We start from the raw sequence: 24,010 nt of genomic DNA on the forward strand, positions 1-24,010 counted from the left end.
CCCATGCTCCTGATTCATTGCCCCTATTGTGACGAGACGCTGCCCGAGGTCGAGTTCACCTATGCCGGCGAGGCGCATATTGCCCGCCCCGAAACCCCCTCGGAGATGAGCGACGAGGACTGGCAGCAGTTCCTCTTCATGCGCGCCAACGTCAAGGGCGACCATTTCGAGCGCTGGCGCCACCTGCATGGCTGCGGGCGGTTTTTCAACGCCGTGCGCAACACCATCACCGACAAGTTCCTCACCACCTACAAGGCGGGCGCGCCCCGTCCCGATCTCGCCGCGCTGAAGGAGGGCCTGAAATGAGCAGCCATCGCGTTTCCGGCCGTGTTGAAGGCAAGGGCCGGGTCAACCCGAGCCGCCCGGTGAACTTCACCTTCGACGGCAAGACCTACCAGGGCTACGAGGGCGACACCGTCGCCTCGGCGCTGCTGGCCAATGGCGTGCACCTGATGGGCCGCTCGTTCAAGTACCACCGCCCGCGCGGGCCGGTGGCGGCGGGCTCGGAAGAGCCCAACGCGCTCATCGGCACCCGCCGCGGCCCGGGCCGCTTTGAGCCCAACACCCGCGCCACGGTGCAGGAGATCTGGGGCGGGCTCGAAACCAGCTCGCAGAACAAGTACCCGAGCCTGAAGTTCGACGTCGGCGCGGTGAACGATGCCGCCTATATGCTCTTCTCGGCAGGGTTTTACTACAAGACCTTCATGTGGCCGCGCAGCTTCTGGGACAAGGTCTACGAGCCCTTCATCCGCGCCGCCGCGGGCCTTGGCGTCAGCCCCACCGAGGAAGACCCCGACAGCTACGCCTCGCGCAACCTGCATTGCGATGTGCTGATCGTCGGCGCCGGGCCCTCGGGCCTTGCCGCGGCGCGGGTGGCGGCAGAGGCGGGCCTGAAGGTCGTGCTGGTCGACGAGAACCCGGAAGTGGGCGGCACGCTGCTGTCGGAGCCGCAGGCACAGATCGACGGCGCTGGCGCCTGGGACTGGGTCGCCTCGGAACTGGCCGCGCTTCGGGACGCGGGCGTCCGGGTCATGACCCGCACCACCGCCATCGGCTATTACCACCAGAACCTCATCGGTCTTTGCGAGCGGCTGACCGACCACCTGCCCAATCTGCCCGCCGACACCCCGCGCGAGCGGCTGTGGCGGGTGCGCGCGAAACAGGTGGTGCTGGCGCAGGGCGCGCTGGAAAAGCCGCTGGTGTTCCACGGCAACGACCGTCCGGGCGTGATGCTGGCGGGCGCGGCGCAGAGCTACCTCAACCGCTACGGCGTGCTGGTCGGGCAGCGCCCCGTGGTGCTGACCTCGCATGACAGCGCCTGGTACGCCGCCTTCGATCTGGCCGACGCCGGCGCTAGGGTGCAGGCCATCGCCGACACGCGCGAAACCGTTGACGAGGCGCTGCTGACCGGCGCGCGCCAGCGCGGGATCCCCGTCAAGCTCGGCCGCACCGCCACAGCCACCAAGGGCCGCCTGCGGGTCGCCTCGATCCGGCTCAACCCGGTCTCGGGCGGCAAGGTGGGCAGCGGCGAGGAGATCGCCTGCGACGCGGTGCTGATGTCGGGCGGCTGGACGCCCTCGCTGCATCTTTTCTCGCACACCAAGGGCACGCTGGCCTGGGACGAGGACCGCACCACCTTCCTGCCCGAGCGCACCCCCGAGGACTGCGTCATCGCCGGCGCCAGCCGCGGGATCTGGGGCATCGCGGCGGCGCTGAACGACGGCGCCGAGAAGGGCCGGGAGGTGGCGCTGGCGCTCGGCACATCCGCCGACGCGGCCAGCTACACCGTGGCGCAGGACCGCGCCGGCACCGGCGTGTCGCACAAGGAGCTGCCGACCGACCTCAGCCCCGGCAAGGCCAAGGCCTTCGTCGACTACCAGAACGACGTGACCGCCAAGGACCTGCGGCTGGCGGTGCGCGAGGGCATGCGCTCGATCGAGCACGTCAAGCGCTACACCACCAACGGCATGGCCACCGACCAGGGCAAGATGTCCAACATCAACGGCCTCAACATCGCCTCGGATGCGCTTGGAAAGAAACAGCCGCAGGTCGGTCTGACCACCTTCCGGCCGCCCTATACGCCGACCAGCTTCGGCGCCTTCGCGGGCTATCACCGCGGCGGCCACTTCGAGGTGACGCGCAAGACCCAGATCGACCTCTGGGCCGAGGAGCAGGGCGCGGTCTTCGAGCCGGTCGGCCAGTGGCGCCGGGCCTGGTACTTCCCCAGGCCGGGCGAGGACATGGAGGCCGCGGTGCGCCGCGAGTGCAAGGCGACCCGCGCCGGCGTCGGCATCTTCGACGCCTCGACGCTGGGCAAGATCGAGGTGGTCGGCCCCGATGCGGTCGAGTTCATGAACCGCATGTACACCAACCCCTGGAGCAAGCTCGCCCCGGGCCGCTGCCGCTACGGGCTGCTCTGCGGCGACGACGGCTTCATCCGCGACGACGGCGTCATCGGCCGCATGGCGCAGGACAAGTTCCACGTCACCACCACCACGGGCGGCGCGGCGCGGGTGCTGAACATGATGGAGGACTACCTGCAGACCGAATGGCCCGACCTCGACGTCTGGCTGACCTCGACCACGGAAGCTTGGTCGACCATCGCGCTCAATGGCCCCGAGGCCGCAAAGCTGCTCGCCCCGCTGGTCGAGGGCGTCGAGCTGACCGAGGCAGCCTTCCCGCACATGTCCTGCGTGGAGTGCACCGTGGCGGGCATGCCGGCGCGGCTCTTCCGGGTCAGCTTCACCGGCGAGATCGGCTTCGAGGTCAACGTGCCCGCGCCCATGGGCCGCAAGCTCTGGGAGCTGCTCTGGGAGGCCGGGCAGCGCTTTAACATCTGCGCCTATGGCACGGAAACCATGCACGTTCTGCGCGCCGAAAAGGGCTATATCATCGTCGGCCAGGACACCGACGGCACGGTCACGCCTTACGACGCGGGCATGGGCTGGGCGGTGGGCAAGGCCAAGCCCGACTTCGTCGGCAAGCGCGGGCTGGCGCGGCCCGACCTGGTGGCCGAGGGCCGCAAGCAGCTGGTCGGCCTGCTGACCGAGGATGGCAGCAAGCTCGAGGAGGGGGCGCAGATCGTCTTCGACCCCAAGCAGGCGATCCCGATGACCATGGTCGGCCATGTGACCTCGTCCTACCACTCCGATGCGGCGGGCCGTCCCATCGCGCTGGCGCTGGTGCAGGGCGGTCACGGGCGGATGGGCGAGACCGTCCATATCCCGATGCCGGAGCGCACCATCGCCGCCAAGATCACCTCGACGGTCTTCGTCGATCCCGAAAACGCCCGCCTGAAGATCTGAGGAGGCCTTGATGAACGCTCCGCTTTCCGCCTTCCCGCCCGCCACGCAGGTCGAGACACCGGCCGCCAAGGTCAGCTCGATCCTGCCCAAGCCGCGCTTCTCGCTGCGCGCCCGCGGCGACCTTGCACCGCTCGAACAGGCGCTCGGCGTGGCGCTGCCGCGCACGATCGGGCAGACCGTGAAGGGCGCGGTCGAGCTCGCCTGCCTCGGTCCCGACGAATGGCTGGTGCTGGCCGCCGATCCCGCGCCGGTCGTGGACGCCTGCGCCGGGGTCTATGCGCGTCTGCCGCACAGCCTGGTGGAGATCACCGCCCGCGAGGTGAGCTTCGTCATCGAAGGCCCGCGCGCCGCCGAGCTGATGACCATCGGCTGCGCCCGCGACATCGACGCGATCCCGGTCGGCTCCGCCCGCCGCACGCTCTTCGACGGCGCCACCGTGATCCTCTGGCGCGACGCCGAAACCCGCTTCCGCATCGACGTGTGGAACAGCTTCGCTCCGCACCTGCTCCACCTCCTGCAGGTCGGAGCACGCGAACTTGCCGCTGAAACTCTCTGACCTGAAGGGGTAATCCCATGTTCAACAGACTGCCCAAGGGCGGCATTTCGGATGCCGCTATCGCCACCGCCGTCGCCGCGGAACTGACCCGTCAGCAAAGCCAGATCGAGCTCATCGCTTCGGAGAACATCGTCTCTGCGAACGTCCTGGCGGCGCAAGGCTCGGTGCTGACCAACAAGTACGCCGAAGGCTATCCCGGCAAGCGCTACTACGGCGGCTGCGAGCACGTGGATACGGTCGAGCAGATTGCCATCGACCGTCTCAAGCAGCTCTTCGGCGCGGACTACGTCAACGTCCAGCCGCATTCCGGCGCGCAGGCCAACCAGGCGGTGTTCCTCGCGCTGCTCGAGCCGGGCGAACGGATCATGGGGCTGTCGCTGGCCCATGGCGGCCACCTGACGCACGGCTCGCCGGTCACCATGTCGGGCAAGTGGTTCGACGTGGTCTCTTACGAGGTCGATGCAGACAGCCACCTGATCGACATGGAGAAGGTGCGCGAAAAGGCGCTGTTGACCAGGCCCAAGCTGATCGTGGCGGGCGCCTCGGCCTATCCCCGCCGGATCGACTTCGAGGGCTTCCGCAAGATCGCCGACGAGGTCGGCGCCTACCTGATGGTCGACATGGCGCATTACGCCGGGCTGATCGCCGGCGGCAAGTATCCGAACCCGGTGCCCCATGCCCATGTCGTGACCTCGACCACCCACAAGACCCTGCGCGGCCCGCGCGGCGGTGTCATCCTCACCAACGACGAGGCGCTGGCGAAGAAGCTCAACTCCGCCGTCTTCCCCGGCAATCAGGGCGGCCCGCTGATGCATGTGATCGCCGCCAAGGCGGTGGCCTTCGGCGAGGCGCTGCAGCCGGAGTTTGCCGACTATGCCGGGCAGGTCATCGAGAACGCCAAGGCGCTGGCCGACGTTCTGATAGTCGGCGGGCTGGGCATCGTCTCGGGCGGCACCGACAGCCATATGGTGCTGGTCGACCTTCAGCCCAAAGGGGTGACCGGCAAGGTCGCCGAGATCGCGCTCGAACGGGCAGGGCTGACCTGCAACAAGAACGCGATCCCCAATGATCCGCAGAAGCCCTTCGTGACCTCGGGCATCCGACTCGGCACCTCGGCGGGCACCACGCGCGGCTTCCGCGAGGCCGAGTTCGAGCTGATCGGCGGGCTGATCCTGCGGGTCATCGACGCCTTGGCGCAGGACCCCGAGGGGAACGCCGAGGTCGAGGCCATGGTGCGGGCGGAAGTGCAGGCGCTCTGCGACGACTTCCCGATCTACGCGACCACGGCCTGATCGCAGGCAAAGGCTCCTGTCCCGCCCGCACGTTCGGGCGGGACCAATGAACGCAACCTCAAGCGCCCGGGCCCGTATCGGGGCCGATGCTCAAACAGAGTCCAACAGACATGTCCAAGATCATCCTCACCGTTGCCTGCCCCGTCCGCTCTGGCGTCGTGGCCGCGATCTCCACCTATCTCGCCGAGCGGGGCTGCAACATCCATGACAGCTCGCAGTTCTCGGACATCGAGAATGACCGTTTCTTCATGCGCCTCAGCTTCGTGTCGGAGCAGGGGGTGACGCAGGAGGCGCTGAGCGATGGCTTTGCCGAGATCGCCGCACGGCTGGGGGCCGACTTCGCCTTCCACGACCCATCGGAGAAGATGAAGGTGGTGATCATGGTCAGCCGCTTCGGACACTGCCTGAACGATCTGCTCTACCGTTGGCAGATCGGCGCGTTGCCGGTGGACATCGTGGCGGTCATCTCCAACCACATGGACTATCAGAAGGTCGTTGTGAACCATGACCTGCCGTTCCACTGCATCAAGGTGACCAAGCAGAACAAGCCCGAGGCCGAAGCCGCGATCCTGCGCGTGGTCGAGGATACGGGCGCGGATCTGATCGTCCTCGCCCGCTACATGCAAATCCTGTCGGACGAGATGTGCCGCAAGATGTCGGGCCGTATCATCAACATCCACCATTCTTTCCTGCCCAGCTTCAAGGGCGCGAACCCTTACAAGCAGGCCTTCGAGCGCGGTGTGAAGCTGATCGGGGCCACCTCGCACTATGTGACCGCCGATCTCGACGAGGGGCCGATCATCGAGCAGGACACGATCCGCGTGACGCATGCCCAGAGCGCCGACGACTACGTCAGCCTGGGCCGCGACGTCGAGAGCCAGGTGCTCGCACGCGCCATTCACGCGCATATTCACCGCCGGGTCTTCCTCAATGGCGACAAGACCGTCGTCTTCCCGGCAAGCCCCGGGGAGCATGCATCGGAACGGATGGGCTGAGGTTCCGCCTCAGCCCCCGCGCGACGTGAGGGGCGGCGGCGGGAGTCCACAGTTCATGTGTCCGCATGCCGGGCGTCCTGCAGAAGGTCGAAAAGTCTGGCCCCTCACGTTGGTTTTGCAGTTTTCCTGCTCTTCGAACCCGCCTAGGTTCTGCGGCGACGGAGGGACCCGATGACCAAGCTGCTGAGCCTCAATGATTTCGAAGCCCCGGCGCGGCGGCGCCTGCCGCGGCCGCTGTTCGGCTATATTTCCGGTGGCACCGAGACCACCGCCGCGCGGGCCGACAATCGCGCGGTGTTTTCGGAGTACCGGCTGGTGCCCCGCGTGCTGCGCGGCGTCGAAGGCCGCAGCCTGATGCATCCTCTGTTCGGCCGCGAGTGGCAGGCGCCTTTCGGGATCGCTCCGATGGGAATCGCTGCGCTCATGGCGCTGGACGGAGATGTGGCGATGGCCCGGGCCGCGGCGGCCGAAGGTATTCCCTACATTCTCAGTGGCTCGTCTCTGACCCCGCTCGAGCGGGTGCGTGAGGCCAATCCGCAAGGCTGGTTCCAGGCCTATCTGCCCGGCGAAGACGACCGTATCCGTGCCCTGATCGAGCGGGTCCGCAAGGCGGGTCACGAGACGCTGGTGCTCACCGCGGACACCGCGGTGCTGGCCAACCGCGAGAACAACATTCGCTCCGGCTTCTCGACGCCTTTGAGGGTCACCCCAAGGCTGCTCTGGGACTTTGGTCTGCACCCACGCTGGGTTTTCGGCACCTTCCTGCGCGGCCTGATGGCGCGCGGAATGCCGCATTTCGAGAATTCCTTTGCCGAACGGGGCGCGCCGATCGTATCGCAGCGGGCTGCACGTGACTTCGGACGCAAGGATCATCTGAACTGGGAGCACGTCGCGCGGATCCGCGATCTGTGGAAGGGGCGGCTGCTGATCAAGGGACTGCTCTCGCCGCTCGATGTGACCGAGGCGCGCAAGCTCGGCTGCGACGGGGTCATCCTGTCCAATCACGGCGGGCGGCAGCTGGACTACGCGATCAGCGGCGTGCGTGCGCTATCGGTGGCCCGCGAGGAGGCGGGCAGCATGGCTCTCATGGTCGACGGCGGCATCCGGCGCGGCACCGACGTGGTCAAGGCGCTGGCTCTGGGTGCGGATTTCGTCTGGGTCGGGCGGCCAATGCTCTATGGCGCGGTCATCGCAGGCGAGGCCGGCGTGACCAAGGCCATCGGCATCCTGAAGCGGGAGTTGCACCGCGACATAGGGCTGCTGGGGCTCATGTCGCCAAGCGAGCTTTCCGGCGCGGTGCTCGCGCCAGCGGGACAAGCTCACTGACGACCCGGCCACGCGTGGCCGGCTCGGGGGGTGCGGTGGATGGCGTTCTATTCGGAGTAATCCGCCAGTCCCCCATGTAGCGGCGCAATGATCACGGCGCGCGGCGAGACCCTGCGCGCGACAAGTCCAATGCGCCGCATCTTGCCGTCGGCCCGACCGACGATGGCGCATGCCGAGCGTCTCCGCCGTGCACCAGGTTGGCGTATTTTTGAACCGGACACGCCGCCGCTCTCTACGGAGGGGGCGTCCGGAGGCGCACAGGGGCATGTCGGGCTCGGCAGTAAGAGTTTGGGGGCAGCGAGAATTGTGTAACCAGCACGCTTCCTGACCTTGAAGCCTGTCACAGGCGTCGCCACTTGCATCCGCAATGCGCCGGATGGTCGGCGTCGGAGCTCAACATGATCGAGACTTGGGGGTCGCTCCTCGCGGGGTTTCTGCTGCTGGTCGCTGGCGGCGACTTGCTGGTACGGGGGGCGGTGCAGGCCGCAGAGCGGCTGGGGGTCTCGCCGCTTGTCATCGGCCTCACGCTTGTCGGCTTCGGGACCTCGATGCCGGAGCTTGTGACGTCCGTGCAGGCCGGGCTCAGCGGCTCGCCCGGCATCGCCTATGGAAATATCGTCGGGTCCAACATCGCCAATATTCTGCTTATCGGCGGCATCTCGGCACTAATCTGCCCGGTCATCGTCGCAGAGGCGGCGCTCCGCCGTGACGCGGCGCTGATGCTCGGCGTGGCGGCGATTTTCGCGGCACTGGCCTTCGCGATGCCGATGGGGCGCCTTCTCGGCGCGATCTTTGTCGCGGGGCTGGTGGGCTATATCGTGCTGGTCATCCGGCAAGAGCGCACGACGGGCGAACACGGCGCGATCCACGACAAGAGCGCGGCATTGCTGCAGGCCGACCCGGGCCTTCGCCGTTCCTCGCGTCGCCGAGGGCTGATCCTGCCCCTGCTGCTCGCCCTTGCCGGGCTCGGCCTCGTCGTGCTTGGCGGCGCGCTGCTGGTTGAGGGAGCGGTTGCGCTGGCGCGTGCCTTCGGCATCGGGGAGACGGTGATCGGGCTGACCATTGTCGCCGTCGGGACCTCGATGCCGGAGCTTGTGACCTCGGTCATCGCGGCGCTGAAGCGGCAGGGGGACGTGGCCTTCGGCAATATCGTCGGCTCCAACATCTACAACATCCTCGGCATCGGGGGCACCACGGCGGTGATCGCCCCGAGCGCCGTACCCGCTGAAATCGTCAGCTTCGATGCGCCGCTGATGGTGGGCGTGAGTGCCTTGCTCGTGCTTCTTGCCGCAACGGGGCGCCGTATCGACAGGTGGGAAGGTCTGGTGCTTCTCGCCGGGTACGGCGCCTATCTCTACCTGCTCTGGCCCTGAGCCCCTAGGCTTGCGGTGGCCAGGGAGCCCGTGCTGCCCGACCCGTCAGCCCGTCGGCCCTGATGTTCGCCGCTCGGCCCCAGCGTCGGGTCGCCGGCAGGATGTCGTTGCGCGCCCGTGCAGCGAGACAGTCGCTTCTTCCAGAGCGGCCATGTCTCCGCATGGCACCAGCGCGTGTCGAAGGCGCCGTCGCCCAGGAGCTCGATGCCGGTGCTGCCCCCAGCAAGATCACGGGACCCGGAGCGCGACGGGCAGAAAGCAGGACGTCGCTCGTTTCTTGGCGACGGGAGAGCACGCCGGTGCCCTCCCGCGTGGCGCGTCAGGCGCCGGGGTTCACTTCGCTCAGATCCACCGCGCGTCCCTCTATCATCGAGCGCTGCGCGGCGAGGCCCATGAGGACCGCCCACTTGCCATCCTGAAGCGAGACCTCGGGCGCGTTGCGCTCGCCGCGCACCAGCTCGAGGAACCCGCGATGCTGGTAGAAGGTCGAGCCGTTGTGGTCCCCGGCCTCGAGGATCGTCGGGTCGACGGGGATCTCGCGCACCTCGGGACCCTTCGGCTCGCGCGGCGAGACGATGACCTGCGGCACCGGCGGCGCGCCCAGATGCGCCGGCCAGAAGCGGCCCGGCCCCGGCACCAGCGCCTCGATCTTGCCCTTGGGGCCGACTGCCGAGATCTCTTCTTGGTAGCGAGATCCCTCGGCGAACATGCACAGCTCAAGCAGGGCGCGCACGCCGCTGTCGAATTCGACCATCACGTAGCCATGGTCAAAGATGTCCGGCGTCTCGCCGGCGTAGGCCTCCTCCAGGTGGTTCACCGCCTGACCGCCCATCGCCATCACGCGCACCGGATCGGACTTCAACGTAAGCCGCATGAGGTCGAAGAAATGGCAGCACTTCTCGACAAAGGTGCCGCCGGTGTAGCGGTTGAAGCGGTTCCAGTCGCCGACCTTCTCGAGGAAGGGGAAGCGATGCTCGCGGATGGTCAGCATCTTGACCCCGCCGGTGGCCGCCTCGGCCTCTTCCAGCAGTTTCGCGACGGGCGGCATATAGCGGTATTCCATCGCCACCCAGACCGGCGCGGGGTAGCTTTCGGCAAAAGCGTCGATGGCAGCGGCATGGTCCGGGTCGGTGAAGAGCGGCTTTTCCACCAGGACGGGCAGGGGGCGCTTGCCGGCAATGGCTTGCAGCTGCTCCACATGGCGGAAATTGGGGCTGGCGATGAGCAGGCAGTCGATCTCTGTCACCTCCAGCAGCGCCTCGATGCTGTCCACGAAACGCGCGTTTGGTGCGAACTGCCTGGCATGGGCGCGCATCTCGGCGTTGGGCTCGAAAATTGCGCCGACGGCGGTGTTTTCCAGCAGCGCGATGTTGCGCAGATGCTCCTGTCCCATCATGCCGCAGCCGATGATGCCGTAGGTGATGGTCCGGGTCTCGCTGCGCGCGAGGGTCTGGGTCGTCATAGGGAAATCCTCCTCCCTTCAGATGAGGCGCTGGACGTAAAGCGCCTTTTGCGTGTCGTACCAGGTGCGCGAGAACTCGACCGCCTCGCTGCCCTGCGCCCAGGACAGGCGCTCGATGAAGGCGGTGGTGGTGCCGGGTTCTAGCGGAAAGGCCGCAGGGGCCCAGTCCGGGACTTGCCCGATCCCCACGCGGTCCTCGGCGCGGGTGATCCAGAGCTGCAGGGCGCGCTTGTAGGTCAGGTAGAGCGAATCCTGCACCATCTCGCGCGGGACCCGGCCCGCGCCGCCGTCGAGCCAGATCTCCTCGACCGCGATGATGACGTCGTCGAGATAGCGTAGGCGGCGGAAGCGGGTGCCGTGGTCGGACGTGCCATAGGCAGGCTGCTGCGCATCCTTGGGCAGATAGTCGGCCGAAAGAATATCGGCAGTCGGCAAGCCGCCGCCGCCACGTGCGTGTTCGAGCCGGAACATCGAGTAGACCGACTCAACCTCGCCACTGGCCCGCACGTAATTGCCGGAGCCCTGCCGGCGCTCCAGAAGCCCCTTTTTCTCTAGCTCTGACAGGGCTTTGCGCAAGGTCCGTACGGTTGTCCCATGCGCCTTCGCGAAGTCGCGCTCGGGCGGCAGCTTCTGGCCGTCGACCAGCCGGCCAGCGGCGATGTCGCGGATCACCAGCTCGCTGATCTGCATGTAGATCGGCAGCGCATCGGGCCGGTGAAGGGAATTCCTGTTTTTTTCCTGCATGTTTCCGCCTCCCCCTGCGGATGCTGCGAACGAAAAAATTGATACACCATTGATCTACATCAAGGACGCGGGTAGTGAAAGGGAAAGTTCGGAGGTTTTCAGGGAGGAAAACATGACGGTCGTACCCGTTACATCCGCCGATCTCGACGCGGTCGAGGTGGCCTGGTTCTCGGCGCTCTGCTCGGATGACTACCAGTTCCTCGGCGTGCCCGACGGCGACCTGCGCTCGTCGTGGGACCATTGCTCGGAAATCGTGAAGACCGCCGAGGCGCAGGGCTTCGGCAACATCCTGTGTCCTTCGTCCTATCAAGTGGGGCAGGACACGCTCAGCTTCGTGGCGGGCTGCGCGCCGATCACCAGCGCGATCAACCTTCTGGCCGCCGTGCGCTGCGGCGAGATGCAGCCGATCATGCTGGCGCGCACCATCGCGACGCTCGATCACATGCTGCAGGGGCGGCTGACGGTGAACATCATCTCGTCCGACTTCCCCGGCGAGAAGGCCGACAGCCAGTACCGCTACCAGCGCTCGCGCGAGGTGGTGGAGATCCTCAAGCAGGCGTGGAACCGCGACGAGATCAACTACGAGGGCGAGGTCTACAACTTCACCGGCCTCACCACTGATCCCGCCAAGCCCTACCAGCAGGGCGGGCCGATGCTGTATTTCGGCGGCTATTCGCCCGCCGCGCTCGATCTTTGCGGTCAGCATTGCGACGTGTACCTGATGTGGCCGGAAAAGACCGAGGACATCGCGGACCGCATGAAGGCTGCCAATGCTGCCGCCGAGAAATATGGCCGCACGCTCGACTATGGCTTCCGCAGCCATGTCATCGTCCGCGACACCGAGGCCGAGGCCAAGGAGTACGCCCGCTATATCGCCAGCAAGCTCGACGACGAACTGGGGCAGGCGATCCGCGAACGCGCGCTCGACGCGGGCAGCCTCGGCGTCAGCCACCAGGCGCGGAACCGCGAGCTGGCCGACCTCGAGGGCTATATCGAGCCCAACCTCTGGACCGGCATTGGCCGGGCGCGCTCGGGCTGCGGCGCGGCCATCGTCGGCTCGACCGACCAGGTGCTGAGCAAGCTCGAGGAACTGCAGAAGATGGGCATCCGCGCCTTTGTCCTGTCGGGCTACCCGCACGTCGAGGAAGCCGAGCACTTCGGCTCGCGCGTGCTGCCGCAGCTCAAGACCTGCCAGCTCAACCAGGCCTGGGGCCGGGTCCCGCAAACCCTTCCGAAGACGCCGCTCGGCGCAGGAGATCGCCGCTGATGGATACTCGCAACGACTTCACCCTCGATCGCGTGAACATGGCCGAGGGGCTCAGCTTCTCGAGGCTGGTCTACGGCATGTGGCGCATCGGCGATGACACCGACACATCCGCGGATCACGTGCGCGCCAAGATCGACGCCTGCCTCGCGCAGGGGATCACCACGCTCGACCAGGCCGACATCTACGGCGAGTACACCGCCGAGGCGGTGCTGGGGCAGGCGTTCAAGGCCGACCCCGCGCTCCGCCAGAAGGTGGAAGTGGTCACCAAGTGCGATATCGTCGCGCCCTGCGGCAAATACGCCGATGTGGCCTGCAAGCATTACGACACCTCGAAGGCCCACATCGAGGCGTCGGTCGAAAGCTCGCTGCGCGATCTCGGCACCGATTACATCGACCTGCTGCTGATCCACCGCCCCGATCCGCTGATGGACCACGAGGAAACCGGCGCGGCGCTCGACGGGCTGGTGAAGGCGGGCAAGATCCGCGCCGCCGGCGTGTCGAACTTCCGGCCGTGGGATGTCGAGCTGCTGCAGAGCGCGATGGACACCAAGCTGGCCACCAACCAGATCGAGATCTCGCTGGCCCGCGTCGAGCCCTTCACCGATGGCGATCTGGCGTTCCACCAGCGCCGCAAGGATCCGGTGATGGCTTGGTCGCCGCTTGGCGGCGGCAGCCTGATGACCGGCGAGAGTGAGCTGACCCGCCGCATGGACGCGATGGCCGGAGACTTCGGTGTCGACCGCGCGGCCATCGCCGTGGCCTTCCTTCTGCGTCACCCGGCGACGATCTTGCCGGTGCTGGGCACCAACTCGCTAGAGCGCATCGCGAAAATCTCGGACGCCCGCAAGGTCGCGCTGAGCCGCGTGCAGTGGTTCCAGCTCTATGAGGCGGCTCTTGGCCGCGAGGTGGCCTGATGCAGATGGCGCAGCACCATAGCTTCGTGCCCGACCCGGGCAACGGGCGGGCGCTGCGCGATGCCTTCGGGCTTTTTGCCACGGGGGTGACCATCGTCACCGCCTGCGGTCCCGAGGGCTGCGCCGCGATCACTGCCAACAGCTTCTCGTCGGTCTCGATGGAGCCGCCGCTGGTGCTCTGGTCGCCGGCGCGCAGCTCCAGCCGCTTCGATCTGTTTGCCGGGGCCGAGCATTACGCCATCCACGTGCTCGCCGCCGACCAGCAGGAGCTGGCGTGGGCCGTGGCCAAGGACGGCGCTGCGCTCATCGGCGCGGCGCTGGAGCAGAACGCAGACGGCGTGCCGGTGCTCGAGCGTTGCCTTGCACGCTTCGACTGCCGCCGCCACGCCGTGCACGAGGCAGGCGATCACGCGATCGTCGTCGGCGAGGTCCTGCGCGCCACCATGCAACAGGGCGATCCGCTGGCTTTCTTCGCCGGGCGGGTCGCGCGGCTCGACATCAACTGACGGCACGCCGACGCCCTGGAGGAGGGCGCGGCATGACGGGGAGGAGAGAATGGTGCTACTCGACGGGCTGATCCGGCCCCTGTCCTGGGTCAACGACCACCTTCTGAAGGTCGGTCGCGGCATCGGTGTCGTGGCCATCGCGGTGATGGTGGCGGTGACCCTCGTGCAGGTGTTCTGCCGCTACGTGCTGGGCAACGCGCTGCCCTGGCCGGACGAGGCCGCGCGTTTCTGCATGCTCTGGATGACCGGGCTCATGGCGCCGACCGCCTTTCGCCGGGGTGGGTTCGTGGCGATCGACATCCTGCCTTCGCTCCTGCCGCGCCGCCCGGCGAGCCTGCTCAACCTCGTGTTGCTGACAGTCAGCCTGATGGTTCTGATCATCGCGCTGCAGATCGGCTGGAAGGAGGTCACCGGGCTCGGCGGGCGCTTCGCCTCGGCCTCGCTCTACATTCCCACGGCCTTTGATTTCAGCGAGTGGCACCGGGTGCCGCGCAGCTGGATGATGGCCTCGATCCTCGTGGGCATGGCGCTGCTGGTACTGGTCAACATCGAGCTGATCCTGCGCAACCTGGCCGAGCTCTGCTCGGGGCGGGCGCTGGACATTGTGCCTCAGGCGAACACGCAGGGAGCCGAATGACATGCTGATTTGGTTCCTTCCGCTCTTCCTCGTCTTCCTGATGATCGGCTTGCCGGTATTCTTCGGCCTGCTCGCCGCGCCGGGCATCCTGCTGTTCCTCAACGGGCAGGAGCGCGATCTGACGCTGCTCTACCGCAATCTTTACAACGGCATGGACAGCTTCCCGCTGATGGCGATCCCCTTCTTCATGCTGGCGGGCGAGATCATGAACCGTGGCGGCATCACCCACCGCCTCGTGGAATTCAGCCAGGCCTTCATGGGCCATCTGCGCGGCGGGCTGGCGCATGTGAACGTGATGTCCTCGATGCTCTTTGCCGGGCTCTCGGGCTCGGCGGTGGCAGACACATCGGCGCTCGGCTCGATGCTGATCCCGGCGATGGAGAAGCAGGGCTACACCCGCCGCTTTGCCGCCGCGATCACCGCCGCGAGCTCGGTGATCGGGCCGATCATCCCGCCCTCGGGGATCATGATCATCTACGCCTATGTCATGGGCGAGAGCGTCGCCGCGCTCTTCCTTGCCGGGCTGGTGCCCGGGGTGCTGGTCGGCGTCGGGCTGATGCTGCTCATCAAGGTCATGGCCAACCGCTACGACTTCCCCGTCGCCTCGCGCAAATACAGCTGGGGCGAACGCGGGCAAGCGAGCCTCAAGGCCTTCTTCCCGCTGCTGACGCCGGTCATCATCCTCGGCGGCATCCTCGCGGGCGTCTTCACCCCGACCGAGGCGGCGGCGGTGGCGGTGTTCTACGCGCTTTTCATCAGCCTCTTCGTGCTAAAAACGCTGCGCTTTGCCGAGCTGCCGGATGTGCTGGGCCGGGCCGGGCTGACCTCGGCGGTGGTGCTGTTGCTGGTCGGTGCGGCGATGTCGTTCAAGACCGTGGTGTCGCTCTCGCACGCGCCGCAGCAGATGGCCGACTTCATCCTGTCGCTGACCGAGAACCCGCTGCTGCTGCTGTTCCTGATCAACCTGCTGCTCTTTGCGGTGGGCATGTTCCTCGATGCCGGGCCGGCGATCATCATCCTTGGCCCGATCCTCGGCCCGGTGTTCACCGGCATGGGCGTCGACTCGGTGCATTTCGCCATCATCATGTGCGTGAACCTGACCGTGGGCCTTGCGACGCCGCCCATGGGGCTGGTGCTCTTCGTCGCCTCGGCCGTGTCGGGCGAGCGGGTGACGACCATCGCGCGCGCCATCCTGCCATTCCTCGCGGTCGAGATCGCGGTGATCTTCCTGATCACCTATTTCCCCGCGATTTCCATGACGATCCCGCGACTGACCGGGTTCGCGAATTAAGAAAATCCAGAGCTATCAGGGAGGATAACATGCTCAGGAAGACCCTTACGCTGGCGGCATCGCTGGCCCTTACTACGGCCCTCGCCATTCCGGCGATGGCGCAGGACTACACGATCCGTGCGGTCGCCAACTCGAACGAAAATGACGAGGATTACGACGGCCTGGAGGTCTTCAAGTCCTATGTCGAAAGCGCCTCGAACGGCGCCATCGGGGTCGAGATCTACATGGGCACGCAGCTCTGCTCGAACGGGGCGGAATGCCTGCAGGGCGTCGCCGATGGCTCGATCGACGTCTACATCTCGACCTCCGGCGGCGCGGCGGGGCTGTTCCCCTACGTGCAGGTGCTCGATCTGCCCTACCTGATGCAGGACGACCGGGTCGCCGAGAAGGTGCTTTCTGGCGATTTCACCCGCACCATGCGCTCGATGGCGCTGGAGGACTCCGGCGGCATGATCCGCCTGATGACCATCGGCAACACCGGAGGCTGGCGCAACTTCGCCAACACCAAGCAGCGCGTCCAGACCCCGGAGGATCTCAAGGGCATGAAGATCCGCACGGTCGTTGCCGACCTGCCGCAGGAACTCGTGCGCGCCCTCGATGCCGCGCCGACGCCGATCCCCTGGCCCGAGCTCTTCACCTCGCTGCAGACCGGCGTGGTCGAGGGCACGAAGAACGGCATCACCGACATCATGTCTATGAAGTTCCCCGAGGCCGGCCTGCAATATGTCACGCTGGACGGGCACGCCTACATGGGCGCGCTCTGGTGGATGTCGAACGAGAAATTCCTGACCCTGCCCGAGGACATGCGCCGCGTGGTGGTCGACGGGTTCTACCAGCTCCAGCAGGCGACCTTCGCGTCGCCCAAGCGCAAGTCGATCCCGGCCTACAAGGAATTCACCGACGGCGGCGGCGATCTCTACGTGCCGACGCCCGAAGAGAAGCAAGCCTTCGCCGAGGCCGCGCAGCCGGTCTACGAGTGGTTCACTGCAAACGTCGAGGGCGGCGAAGAGATCTTCAACGCCATGCAGGCGGCGGTGCAGACCGCGACGGAAGAGCTTGACGCCGAGCGCGCCAGCGACATCCAGTAAGCCCTTGCGGGCGCGTCCTTTCCAAGGGGCGCGCCCGCCACGGCGCGGGCCTCCGGGCCCGGCCCAAGACAAATCCAGAGCACACCGAGGACAGGACATGAGCGCGCTTACCGCCACCCTTTCGGACCCCCGTCGCATCATCGCACGGGCCAAGGCCCTCGCGCCCGGCACGGCGCTGGCGATCGTGCTGGCGATGGCGGCGCAGTTCCTGTCGAACCACTACGGCGCGCCGGTCATGCTCATGGCGATCCTGCTCGGCATCCCGTTCCATTTCCTGTCCGAGCATGAAAACACCGGTCCCGGCATCACCTTTGCCGCGAAGGGGCTGCTGCGGATCGGTGTGGCACTGCTCGGGCTGCGGGTCTCGCTCGACATGGTGCGGCAGATCGGCTGGGGCTTTGTGCTGATCATCGCGCTCTGCGTGGCGGTGACCATCCTCGCCTCGATCCTGTTGTCGCGCTTTGTCGGCAAGGACCGCGCCTTCGGCTTTCTGACTGGCGGCTCGGTGGCGATCTGCGGCGCCTCGGCGGCGATGGCGATCTCGTCGATCCTCCCACAGCGCGAGACCGCTGAGCGGGATCTCTCGTTCACCGTGATCTCTGTCACCGCCTTCTCCACGGTGGCGATGATCGTCTACCCGATCCTTGCCGAGGCGCTGGGGCTCGACCAGCACCTGACCGGCCTTTTCCTCGGCGGCACGATTCACGACGTGGCGCAGGTGGTGGGAGCGGGCTACTCGGTCTCGGACGAGACCGGCGACATTGCCACGGTGGTCAAGCTGATCCGCGTGACCATGCTGGCCCCGGTGGTGCTGATCGGCGCGCTGGCCATGCGCCGCCACGTGCCCGCGACCGAGGCACGCCCGCCGCTGCTGCCGGCCTTCGTCGCGGCCTTTCTCGTGCTGGCGGCGCTCAATTCGTTCCACCTCGTGCCCGAGGCGGTGATCGCCCCCGCCTCGACCCTGTCGCGCGCGTTGCTGGTGACCGCCGTGGCCGCGGTTGGCATGAAGACCTCGCTGGCCAAGCTCGCCGACGTGGGCGGCACGGCAATCGCGATGCTGGCGGTGCAGACCGCGGCGCTCGCGGCGCTGGTGCTGATTCCGCTCATGCTCGGGCTGGTCTGAGCGGGACCGCTTGAGATGGAGCGGGGGGCGGCCTGACGTCCTTCGGTCAGCCCGCTCTACACCGCGCGGCTTCGGGCCGGATGTCCCAGACGATCCGCCTCCCGGTCCTGTCGGAGGGCATGGCGTTTTCGCCCGCATCGAGAGGGCGGCTGAGGGTGGGGGGAGCTCCTCCATAGGCGCCATCGGCGACGATCAGCTCTCGACCATGGGCAGCGAGAGGGCCATTCTGCTGCGGTTTGCACATCCTCGCGGACTTCACGCCTGGGCGGTCACCGAGGTTCGGGCTGAGCGGCGCGTGTGCCAGCCGGTCCCGAAGCGCGCCAGTCGCCAGCGCCCTGTGCCGCTGCCTGAGTTCTGCCTGCGCTTGGCTTGACGGCGCTGCTCCTGCCGATCAGATGGCCGCGCTTCGTTTTCACGAATAGACTGATCCCAAACGGTATCGCGAGGCTCACCATCGAAAATCCCACACGCCTTCTCGCCCGGCTTCGCTTTCGCCAGGTCCGCTGCTTTCTCGAAGTCGCGCAGCGCGGCAGCTTCATGGCTGCCGCAGATGTATTGGGGCTGACCCAGCCTGCCGTCTCGCGCTCGATCCGCGAGCTCGAGACAACGCTTGATGTCACGCTCTTCGACCGCTCGCAGCGCGGCGCGGTGCTGACGGTGCATGGCCGCAAGCTCTTCGATGCCGCAGAGGCCGCCATGGCGCTGCTGACCGAGGGGCTGCAGGCGACACAGGGCATGGGCGGCAGCCGCGAACTCTTGCGCATCGGCGCGCTGCCCAACGTCTGCGGGCTGACGCTTCCGGGGATCGTCGATGATTTCCAGCAGCTCTACCCGCATACCACTGTGCGCGTCGTCTCGGGCTCCAACTCGGAGCTGCTGGCGCGGCTGCGGCAGGGGGCGCTCGACGTGGTGATCGGGCGGCTGTCGGATTCCACGGCCATGCACGGGTTGAGCTTCCAGCATCTCTACGACGAGTCGATCGTATTCGCGGTGGGCAGCGCGCATCCGCTCGCGCAGCCCGGGGCGCGGGTCGATCTGGGCACGCTGCTGAAAGAGCCCATGCTGGCGCCAATCCCCGGCACGATCATCCGGCAGGAGCTGGAGCGCTTTTTGGTCAAGAGCGGCTTTGTCGCTCCCGACTTCGCCATCGAGTCCATCGACGCGGGGTTCAACATCAAGACCATCCGCGCCGCGACCCACGTGGTGGTGACGGTCGAGGCGCTTGTTGCGGACGCCAGCGCCGCGGGCGAGGTGGTGATCCTGCCGATCTCGGACGAGACGCTGAAGGGGCCGGTCGGGCTGACGACGGTGCCGGGCACGCAGGAGGGTCCGGCGCTGCGGACCTTGCTGACCATGGTTCGCGAGCGCCTCTCCCGCGCACCCATTCATACCGAAATTGGTATGTAACGGGCCGAGAAGGAATAGGTCATTCCCTCACGCATGATATAGTCTCGGGCCGCAGAGGAGAAATCCGAACCGGAGGAGAGCGGATGTTCAAGACCCTGAAATTCATGACCGTGGCAGCGATGCTTGCGGGCGCCAGCCTGCCCGTCAGCGCCGAGACCCTGGGTATCGAGGGCGGCGGCAGCGCCTCGCTCACCGGCATTGTGCCGCAAACCTGGGCGCAGTTCACCGCGGACGCGGGCTATGATCTGCAGGTTTCGCTCGGTCAGGTGCTGACCCGCTCGGTGATGAAAGTTGGCGCCGGCCAGCTGGATCTGGCCGTGGTTCCGCCACCTGCCTATGGCGCAATGAAGCGCGGCGTTGGCCCCTACGAGAAGACCGCCGAGCAGGCGCAGGCCTTCGCCGGCAACATGCGCATGCTGTTCACCTTCCCGGGGGGCTCGTTCCACCCAATCGTCTGGGCCGACAGCGGCATCGAGAGCTGGGACGACATCAAGGGCAAGCGCGTCTACGTTGGTCCGCCCGCCGGCGCCGCCGCCAACCAGGCCCGCGGCATGGTGCGCGAGGCCACGGGCGGCTTCGAGGATGGCGGCGACTACGAAGGCATCCGCCTGCCGTGGGAAGCCTCGAGCCAGGCCTTTCAGGACGGGCAGTTCGACATGTTCATCATGTCCGCCGCCGTCGGTCAGCAATCGGTGCAAGAGCTGAGCCTGCAGCGCGAGATCCGAGTGCTCGGCGTGCCGGACGAGGTGGTCGCCAGCGACGGTTGGGCCGACTATCTCGCCGATCAGGCGGTGCGCACCGATGTCGTGCCGGCCGGCACCTACCAAGGCCAGGTGAATGGCGATGCCGACCAGAACATCATGGTGACGGTGATGATGATGGGCGCCAACAAGGACCTCTCGGACGAGGCGGCCTATGCGCTCACCAAGTCGTTTTTCGACAACCTCGACGCCATGAAGTCGTCCAACGCCTTGCTTGCGCGGCTGAACACCGACGAGCCCTTTGCCGGTGCCAACATGCCGCTGCACCCGGGCGCGGCGCGCTACTACGAGGAACAGGGGATCACCATCCCGGACGCGCTGAAGTCCGAGTGACCCGCCCCCGGCGGACCGCCGGACCAGTTGAACCTTCCCCGGCCTGCGCAAGGGCCGGGGCACCGCCGAACCCCGGCGTAGGGCCCGTACCGGGCCAGGAGGACACCTCATGACAGTTTCGATCGCACGCAGGGTGAAGACCTTGCACTGGGCAGGTCTTGCCGTTGGACTTGTCATCGCCCTTGCCGGGCTTGCCAATGTGCTGCCAACCTACGGCGTGTTGCCGCGCGTCGGTCCGTTCGAGCTCGACTGGTTCCGGCCGTTGTTCTACTGGCTCTGCTTCCTCAGCTTCCTGATCTGGGACGCGCTGCGCCTGACCCGCGAGGAAAAGCTCACCGTCTTCCACCTGATCGGCTACGCCGTCGCGCTTGGGCTGATAAGCTGGGTGTCCTGGGACTATTACCAGGTTTCGATGGTGCTCAAGGACAGCTTCATGTTCTTCTCGGCGCGCGAGGCCTGGATGGCGGCGATCCCCGCCGTGCTGTCGATCATCGCCTGCTGGCGGCTCTGGGGCGCGCCCATCGCCATCCTCGGTGCCGTGGTCTTTGCCTATCTTGCCACCGGCCCCTACTGGCCGGGGGTGTTCCAGACCATCGTCGGCGACATGAACGAGTTCATCGCCCAGAACATCTGGTACGACGCCAGCCAGGGTATCCTGGGCAACATCATGGGCATCGTACTGTCGACCGTGCTGCCCTTCATCATCCTCGGCGCCGTGCTCGAAGGCTGCGGCGCGGGCGGCTCGATGATCCGCATCTCCTTCCACCTGATGCGCCGCTTTCGCGGCGGACCGGCCTATGCGGCGATCTCCGCCTCGGCGCTTTTCGGCACGGTCTCGGGCAGCGCCGTGGCCAACGTCGTGGGCACCGGGGTGGTCACCATCCCGATGATCCGCCGGCGCGGCTTTTCCGGCAACTTCGCCGGCGCGGTCGAGGCCGCAGCCTCCACCGGCGGGCAGATCCTGCCCCCCATCATGGGCGCCGCCGCGCTGGTCATGGCCGATATCGTCGGCGTCAGCTACCTCGCGGTGATCCTCGCCGTGCTGATCCCCGCCATCGCCTATTACGTCAGCCTCTTCCTCGCGGTCTTCTTCGAGGCCGAGAAGCTCGGCATCACCGCGCGCGAGGAAGACGAGGCCATCGAGCCGCCGACCGGGCAGGACTGGATTAACCTCGCGCTGGTCTTCGGGCCGATCGCGCTGATCGTCTGGCTGCTGGTCTCGGGCCTGTCGCCGGCCGGGGCCTCCATCGCGGCGATCTTCCTGCTGATCCCGATGAGCTTCATCAACCCCGAGATCCGCCGCGCGCCGTGGAGGCTGATCGAAGCATTGGCCGAGGGCGGCAAGACCGTCGCGCAGCTGGCCATCGCGATCGCCATGGTGGGCATCGTCGTCTCGACCCTGAATGCCACCGGCATTCCGACGAAGTTCGCCGTGCTGCTGGCCAATGCCGCGAGCAGCTCGCTGATGGCCGCGCTGCTGATCGCTGCCGCCGGCTGCATCGTGCTGGGCATGGGGATGCCGACGCTTCCGGCCTATATCGCCATCGTCGCCGTGATGGGGCCCACGCTCACCGGCTTCGGCGTCGAGCTGCTGACCGCGCATATGTTCGTCTTCTTCTTCGGCGTCGCCTCGGTGATCACCCCGCCGGTGGCCATCGCGGCCTATGCGGCGGCCTCGATCTCGAAGGGCAAGCCCATCGGCACGGCGGTCGAGGCGACGCGGATCGGCGCGATGATCTTCCTCGTGCCCTTCGCCTTCGTCTACAACCCGGCGCTGCTGCTGGGCACCGAGGCTGCGGCCAGCGCCTCGCTTGGCTTCGTCGCCTTCTCTCTGCTGACGCTGGCGGTCTCGCTCTACCTCGCCTCGAGCGCGCTCATCGGCTTTGACAAGCAGCGCTTGCCGCTCTGGGAGCGCCTGCTGCGCCTTGCCTGCGCCTTCACCCTCCTGTCGCCCTTCGTGCTTGCCGGCACCGCCGCGCTGGCCCTGGGCGTTGTGCTCGCCGTCTGGCGCCGCACCGCGAAACTTCAACCCGCCGAGGCAATCTGATGTCCGACCGCCCGAGCTTCATCCTGTTCATCACGGACCAGCACCGCGCCGATTTCCTCGGCTGCTACGGTCACCCGATCGTGCGCACGCCGAACATCGACGCAATGGCGGCCCGCGGCACCGCCTTCGACCGCTTCTACGTGGCGAGCCCCGTCTGCATGCCGAACCGCGCCAGCCTAATGACGGGGCGCATGCCCTCGGGCCACGGTGTGCGCTTCAACGGCATCCCGCTGTCGCAGCGCAACGTGACCTTTGTCGAGCTGCTTCGTGACGCGGGCTATGACACGGCGCTGATCGGCAAGAGCCACCTGCAGACGTTCACCGGGATTCCGCCGGTGCAGACGCCGCCCGAAGCGCGGCCCGGCTATCACAAGGCCAACGGCGCCCTGCGCGAGGCGGTGCGCAACGATTTCGCCACGCCGGTCTACCACGTCGAGGAGCCGGACTTCTGGTCGGGCGAAATGCCTGCGGTGCCGGTGCCCTTTTACGGCTTCAACCACGTCGAACTGGTCACCGGCCACGGCGATCACGTTGGTGGCGACTACACCCGCTGGGCGCTCGAGCGCGATCCCGAGCTGGGGTCAAAGATGGGGGCCAAGAACCAGTTGCCGCACGACTACACCTGCCCGCAGGCGGTGCGCACGGCGATCCCGGCCGAGCTCTATTCCACCTCCTACATCGCCGAGCGTGCCTGCGCCTGGCTCGAAGAGCGCCGCGACAGCGACAAGCCGTTCTTCCTGATGGTGAGCTGGCCCGACCCGCACCACCCGTTCAACCCGCCGGGCGACTATTGGGACATGTACAAGCCCGAGGACATGCCGGTGCCCATTGCCTTCACCTCGAACGACTGGACGCCACCGCCACATGTGGCAGGCGTGCTGGGCGCGCGCGAGGACGGCAAGGCTAATCTTCAGGGAATGAACGCCATAGGCTGCTCGGCGCGCGAGGCGCAGGAGGCGCAGGCGCTGACCTGCGGCATGATCACGATGATCGACGACGCGGTGGGCCGGGTGCAGGGCGCGCTTGCGACCAGCGGGCGCGGCGATGAGACCGTCACCATCTTCACCTCGGACCACGGCGATCACCTCGGCGATCATCGCCTGCTCTTCAAGGGGTCCGAGCAATACGAGCAGATCACCCGCGTGCCGTTCATCTGGGCCGACCCGCAGCGCGATCAGAGCGCGCGCAGTGACAGGCTCGGCCAGACGCTGGACATCGGGGCCACCATCCTTGAGCGGGCCAGGATCGAGCAGGCCTGGGGCATGCAGGGGCGCGATCTGATGTCCGAGACGAGCGCCCCCGAGGGCGTGCTGATCCAATACGCGCATCAGGCAAAGATGGACGGGCTTGGGGTCTGCCCCAACGTGCACAGCCTGCGCGACGCGCGCTACCGGCTCTCGGTCTTCCAGGGGCTGGGCTGGGGCGAGCTCTACGATCTCGAGGCCGACCCGGGCGAGCTGCGCAATCTCTGGGAAGCGCCGGAGGCGGCGTCGGTGAAGGCGCGGCTTCTCGAGCAGCTGCTGCAGGCCGAGCTGGCGCATACCGAAACCGCGCCCGCGCCGGTCGCCCGCGCCTGATCCGAT

The 24,010-nt window shown here is 67.0% G+C and carries 20 protein-coding genes; 18 read left to right on the forward strand and 2 right to left on the reverse strand.

The genetic code is table 11. The annotated features are described in order from the left end of the window. The first annotated feature begins 3 nt into the window (after nucleotides 1–3). The 7 genes from CEW88_RS15965 to CEW88_RS15995 all read left to right on the forward strand — a co-directional run bounded on the left by CEW88_RS15965 (nucleotide 4) and on the right by CEW88_RS15995 (nucleotide 8,847). Nucleotides 4–306 carry a sarcosine oxidase subunit delta gene (locus tag CEW88_RS15965; protein WP_108968789.1) on the forward strand — a complete coding sequence of 101 codons (303 nt, stop codon included), beginning with the start codon at nucleotides 4–6 and terminating at the stop codon, nucleotides 304–306. Beyond that, the gene (locus CEW88_RS15970; protein WP_108968791.1) at nucleotides 303–3,305 is read left to right on the forward strand and encodes a sarcosine oxidase subunit alpha; all 3,003 of its coding nucleotides are present in this window, start codon (nucleotides 303–305) and stop codon (nucleotides 3,303–3,305) included. The genes CEW88_RS15965 and CEW88_RS15970 overlap by 4 nt, the downstream gene beginning before the upstream one ends. 10 nt (nucleotides 3,306–3,315) lie before the next feature. After that, a complete protein-coding gene (locus CEW88_RS15975) occupies nucleotides 3,316–3,861 on the forward strand; it encodes a sarcosine oxidase subunit gamma (RefSeq protein ID WP_108968793.1) in 546 nt (181 codons plus the stop codon). A 17-nt stretch (nucleotides 3,862–3,878) separates the two neighbouring features. Beyond that, nucleotides 3,879–5,153: a serine hydroxymethyltransferase gene (gene glyA, locus CEW88_RS15980; RefSeq protein ID WP_108968796.1), complete on the forward strand. Its 1,275-nt coding sequence runs from the start codon at nucleotides 3,879–3,881 to the stop codon at nucleotides 5,151–5,153. A gap of 110 nt (nucleotides 5,154–5,263) precedes the next feature. Beyond that, nucleotides 5,264–6,148, forward strand: a complete 885-nt coding sequence (gene purU / locus CEW88_RS15985) for a formyltetrahydrofolate deformylase (protein WP_108968797.1) — start codon at nucleotides 5,264–5,266, stop codon at nucleotides 6,146–6,148. Nucleotides 6,149–6,319: 171 nt separating this feature from the next. Continuing rightward, nucleotides 6,320–7,474, forward strand: a complete 1,155-nt coding sequence (locus CEW88_RS15990) for an alpha-hydroxy acid oxidase (RefSeq protein ID WP_108968799.1) — start codon at nucleotides 6,320–6,322, stop codon at nucleotides 7,472–7,474. 398 nt (nucleotides 7,475–7,872) lie between these two features. Continuing rightward, nucleotides 7,873–8,847 carry a calcium/sodium antiporter gene (locus CEW88_RS15995; RefSeq protein ID WP_108969874.1) on the forward strand — a complete coding sequence of 325 codons (975 nt, stop codon included), beginning with the start codon at nucleotides 7,873–7,875 and terminating at the stop codon, nucleotides 8,845–8,847. 319 nt (nucleotides 8,848–9,166) lie between these two features. On the opposite strand, the gene CEW88_RS16000 is transcribed toward CEW88_RS15995, so the two are convergent. Continuing rightward, on the reverse strand, nucleotides 9,167–10,309 hold the full coding sequence (locus CEW88_RS16000; RefSeq protein ID WP_108968801.1) for a Gfo/Idh/MocA family protein: 1,143 nt from the start codon (nucleotides 10,307–10,309) through the stop codon (nucleotides 9,167–9,169). An 18-nt stretch (nucleotides 10,310–10,327) separates the two neighbouring features. Beyond that, entirely contained in the window at nucleotides 10,328–11,053 is a 726-nt protein-coding gene (locus tag CEW88_RS16005) for a GntR family transcriptional regulator (protein WP_108968803.1), read from the reverse strand. A gap of 112 nt (nucleotides 11,054–11,165) precedes the next feature. Here CEW88_RS16005 and CEW88_RS16010 point away from each other — a divergent pair, with 112 nt between their 5' ends. The 11 genes from CEW88_RS16010 (at nucleotide 11,166) to CEW88_RS16060 (ending at nucleotide 24,004) form a co-directional block, all read left to right on the forward strand. After that, a complete protein-coding gene (locus CEW88_RS16010) occupies nucleotides 11,166–12,320 on the forward strand; it encodes an LLM class flavin-dependent oxidoreductase (protein ID WP_108968805.1) in 1,155 nt (384 codons plus the stop codon). After that, nucleotides 12,320–13,234 carry an aldo/keto reductase gene (locus tag CEW88_RS16015; RefSeq protein WP_108968807.1) on the forward strand — a complete coding sequence of 305 codons (915 nt, stop codon included), beginning with the start codon at nucleotides 12,320–12,322 and terminating at the stop codon, nucleotides 13,232–13,234. Before CEW88_RS16010 ends, CEW88_RS16015 begins: the two co-directional genes overlap by 1 nt. Nucleotides 13,235–13,239: 5 nt before the next feature. Beyond that, nucleotides 13,240–13,740, forward strand: a complete 501-nt coding sequence (locus CEW88_RS16020; protein ID WP_217626469.1) for a flavin reductase family protein — start codon at nucleotides 13,240–13,242, stop codon at nucleotides 13,738–13,740. Nucleotides 13,741–13,789: 49 nt separating this feature from the next. Further along, entirely contained in the window at nucleotides 13,790–14,377 is a 588-nt protein-coding gene (locus tag CEW88_RS16025; protein WP_108968811.1) for a TRAP transporter small permease, read from the forward strand. A gap of 1 nt (nucleotide 14,378) precedes the next feature. Further along, nucleotides 14,379–15,668: a TRAP transporter large permease gene (locus CEW88_RS16030; RefSeq protein ID WP_108968813.1), complete on the forward strand. Its 1,290-nt coding sequence runs from the start codon at nucleotides 14,379–14,381 to the stop codon at nucleotides 15,666–15,668. Nucleotides 15,669–15,697: 29 nt separating this feature from the next. After that, a complete protein-coding gene (locus tag CEW88_RS16035; protein WP_108968815.1) occupies nucleotides 15,698–16,756 on the forward strand; it encodes a TRAP transporter substrate-binding protein in 1,059 nt (352 codons plus the stop codon). Between the two features lie 97 nt (nucleotides 16,757–16,853). Next, on the forward strand, nucleotides 16,854–17,879 hold the full coding sequence (locus CEW88_RS16040) for a YeiH family protein (RefSeq protein WP_108968817.1): 1,026 nt from the start codon (nucleotides 16,854–16,856) through the stop codon (nucleotides 17,877–17,879). Between the two features lie 369 nt (nucleotides 17,880–18,248). Beyond that, complete coding sequence (locus CEW88_RS16045) at nucleotides 18,249–19,286, forward strand: LysR substrate-binding domain-containing protein (protein ID WP_108968819.1); 1,038 nt, start codon at nucleotides 18,249–18,251, stop codon at nucleotides 19,284–19,286. A gap of 83 nt (nucleotides 19,287–19,369) precedes the next feature. Then, complete coding sequence (locus tag CEW88_RS16050; protein WP_108968820.1) at nucleotides 19,370–20,380, forward strand: TAXI family TRAP transporter solute-binding subunit; 1,011 nt, start codon at nucleotides 19,370–19,372, stop codon at nucleotides 20,378–20,380. A 109-nt stretch (nucleotides 20,381–20,489) separates the two neighbouring features. Continuing rightward, nucleotides 20,490–22,427, forward strand: a complete 1,938-nt coding sequence (locus CEW88_RS16055) for a TRAP transporter permease (RefSeq protein WP_108968822.1) — start codon at nucleotides 20,490–20,492, stop codon at nucleotides 22,425–22,427. Further along, a complete protein-coding gene (locus CEW88_RS16060) occupies nucleotides 22,427–24,004 on the forward strand; it encodes a sulfatase family protein (protein WP_108968824.1) in 1,578 nt (525 codons plus the stop codon). Before CEW88_RS16055 ends, CEW88_RS16060 begins: the two co-directional genes overlap by 1 nt. Nucleotides 24,005–24,010: the final 6 nt, after the last annotated feature.

The organism is Alloyangia pacifica, assembly GCF_003111685.1.
Classification (GTDB): Bacteria; Pseudomonadota; Alphaproteobacteria; order Rhodobacterales; family Rhodobacteraceae; genus Salipiger; species Salipiger pacificus_A.

Bases quoted from the DNA above. Each gene is read 5' to 3' on its own strand.
- CEW88_RS15965 (WP_108968789.1), top strand. From the start codon at position 4: ATGCTCCTGATTCATTGCCCCTATTGTGACGAGACGCTGCCCGAGGTC.
- CEW88_RS15970 (WP_108968791.1), top strand. From the start codon at position 303: ATGAGCAGCCATCGCGTTTCCGGCCGTGTTGAAGGCAAGGGCCGGGTC.
- CEW88_RS15975 (WP_108968793.1), top strand. From the start codon at position 3,316: ATGAACGCTCCGCTTTCCGCCTTCCCGCCCGCCACGCAGGTCGAGACA.
- glyA (WP_108968796.1), top strand. From the start codon at position 3,879: ATGTTCAACAGACTGCCCAAGGGCGGCATTTCGGATGCCGCTATCGCC.
- purU (WP_108968797.1), top strand. From the start codon at position 5,264: ATGTCCAAGATCATCCTCACCGTTGCCTGCCCCGTCCGCTCTGGCGTC.
- CEW88_RS15990 (WP_108968799.1), top strand. From the start codon at position 6,320: ATGACCAAGCTGCTGAGCCTCAATGATTTCGAAGCCCCGGCGCGGCGG.
- CEW88_RS15995 (WP_108969874.1), top strand. From the start codon at position 7,873: ATGATCGAGACTTGGGGGTCGCTCCTCGCGGGGTTTCTGCTGCTGGTC.
- CEW88_RS16000 (WP_108968801.1), bottom strand. From the start codon at position 10,309: ATGACGACCCAGACCCTCGCGCGCAGCGAGACCCGGACCATCACCTAC.
- CEW88_RS16005 (WP_108968803.1), bottom strand. From the start codon at position 11,053: ATGCAGGAAAAAAACAGGAATTCCCTTCACCGGCCCGATGCGCTGCCG.
- CEW88_RS16010 (WP_108968805.1), top strand. From the start codon at position 11,166: ATGACGGTCGTACCCGTTACATCCGCCGATCTCGACGCGGTCGAGGTG.
- CEW88_RS16015 (WP_108968807.1), top strand. From the start codon at position 12,320: ATGGATACTCGCAACGACTTCACCCTCGATCGCGTGAACATGGCCGAG.
- CEW88_RS16020 (WP_217626469.1), top strand. From the start codon at position 13,240: ATGGCGCAGCACCATAGCTTCGTGCCCGACCCGGGCAACGGGCGGGCG.
- CEW88_RS16025 (WP_108968811.1), top strand. From the start codon at position 13,790: ATGGTGCTACTCGACGGGCTGATCCGGCCCCTGTCCTGGGTCAACGAC.
- CEW88_RS16030 (WP_108968813.1), top strand. From the start codon at position 14,379: ATGCTGATTTGGTTCCTTCCGCTCTTCCTCGTCTTCCTGATGATCGGC.
- CEW88_RS16035 (WP_108968815.1), top strand. From the start codon at position 15,698: ATGCTCAGGAAGACCCTTACGCTGGCGGCATCGCTGGCCCTTACTACG.
- CEW88_RS16040 (WP_108968817.1), top strand. From the start codon at position 16,854: ATGAGCGCGCTTACCGCCACCCTTTCGGACCCCCGTCGCATCATCGCA.
- CEW88_RS16050 (WP_108968820.1), top strand. From the start codon at position 19,370: ATGTTCAAGACCCTGAAATTCATGACCGTGGCAGCGATGCTTGCGGGC.
- CEW88_RS16055 (WP_108968822.1), top strand. From the start codon at position 20,490: ATGACAGTTTCGATCGCACGCAGGGTGAAGACCTTGCACTGGGCAGGT.
- CEW88_RS16060 (WP_108968824.1), top strand. From the start codon at position 22,427: ATGTCCGACCGCCCGAGCTTCATCCTGTTCATCACGGACCAGCACCGC.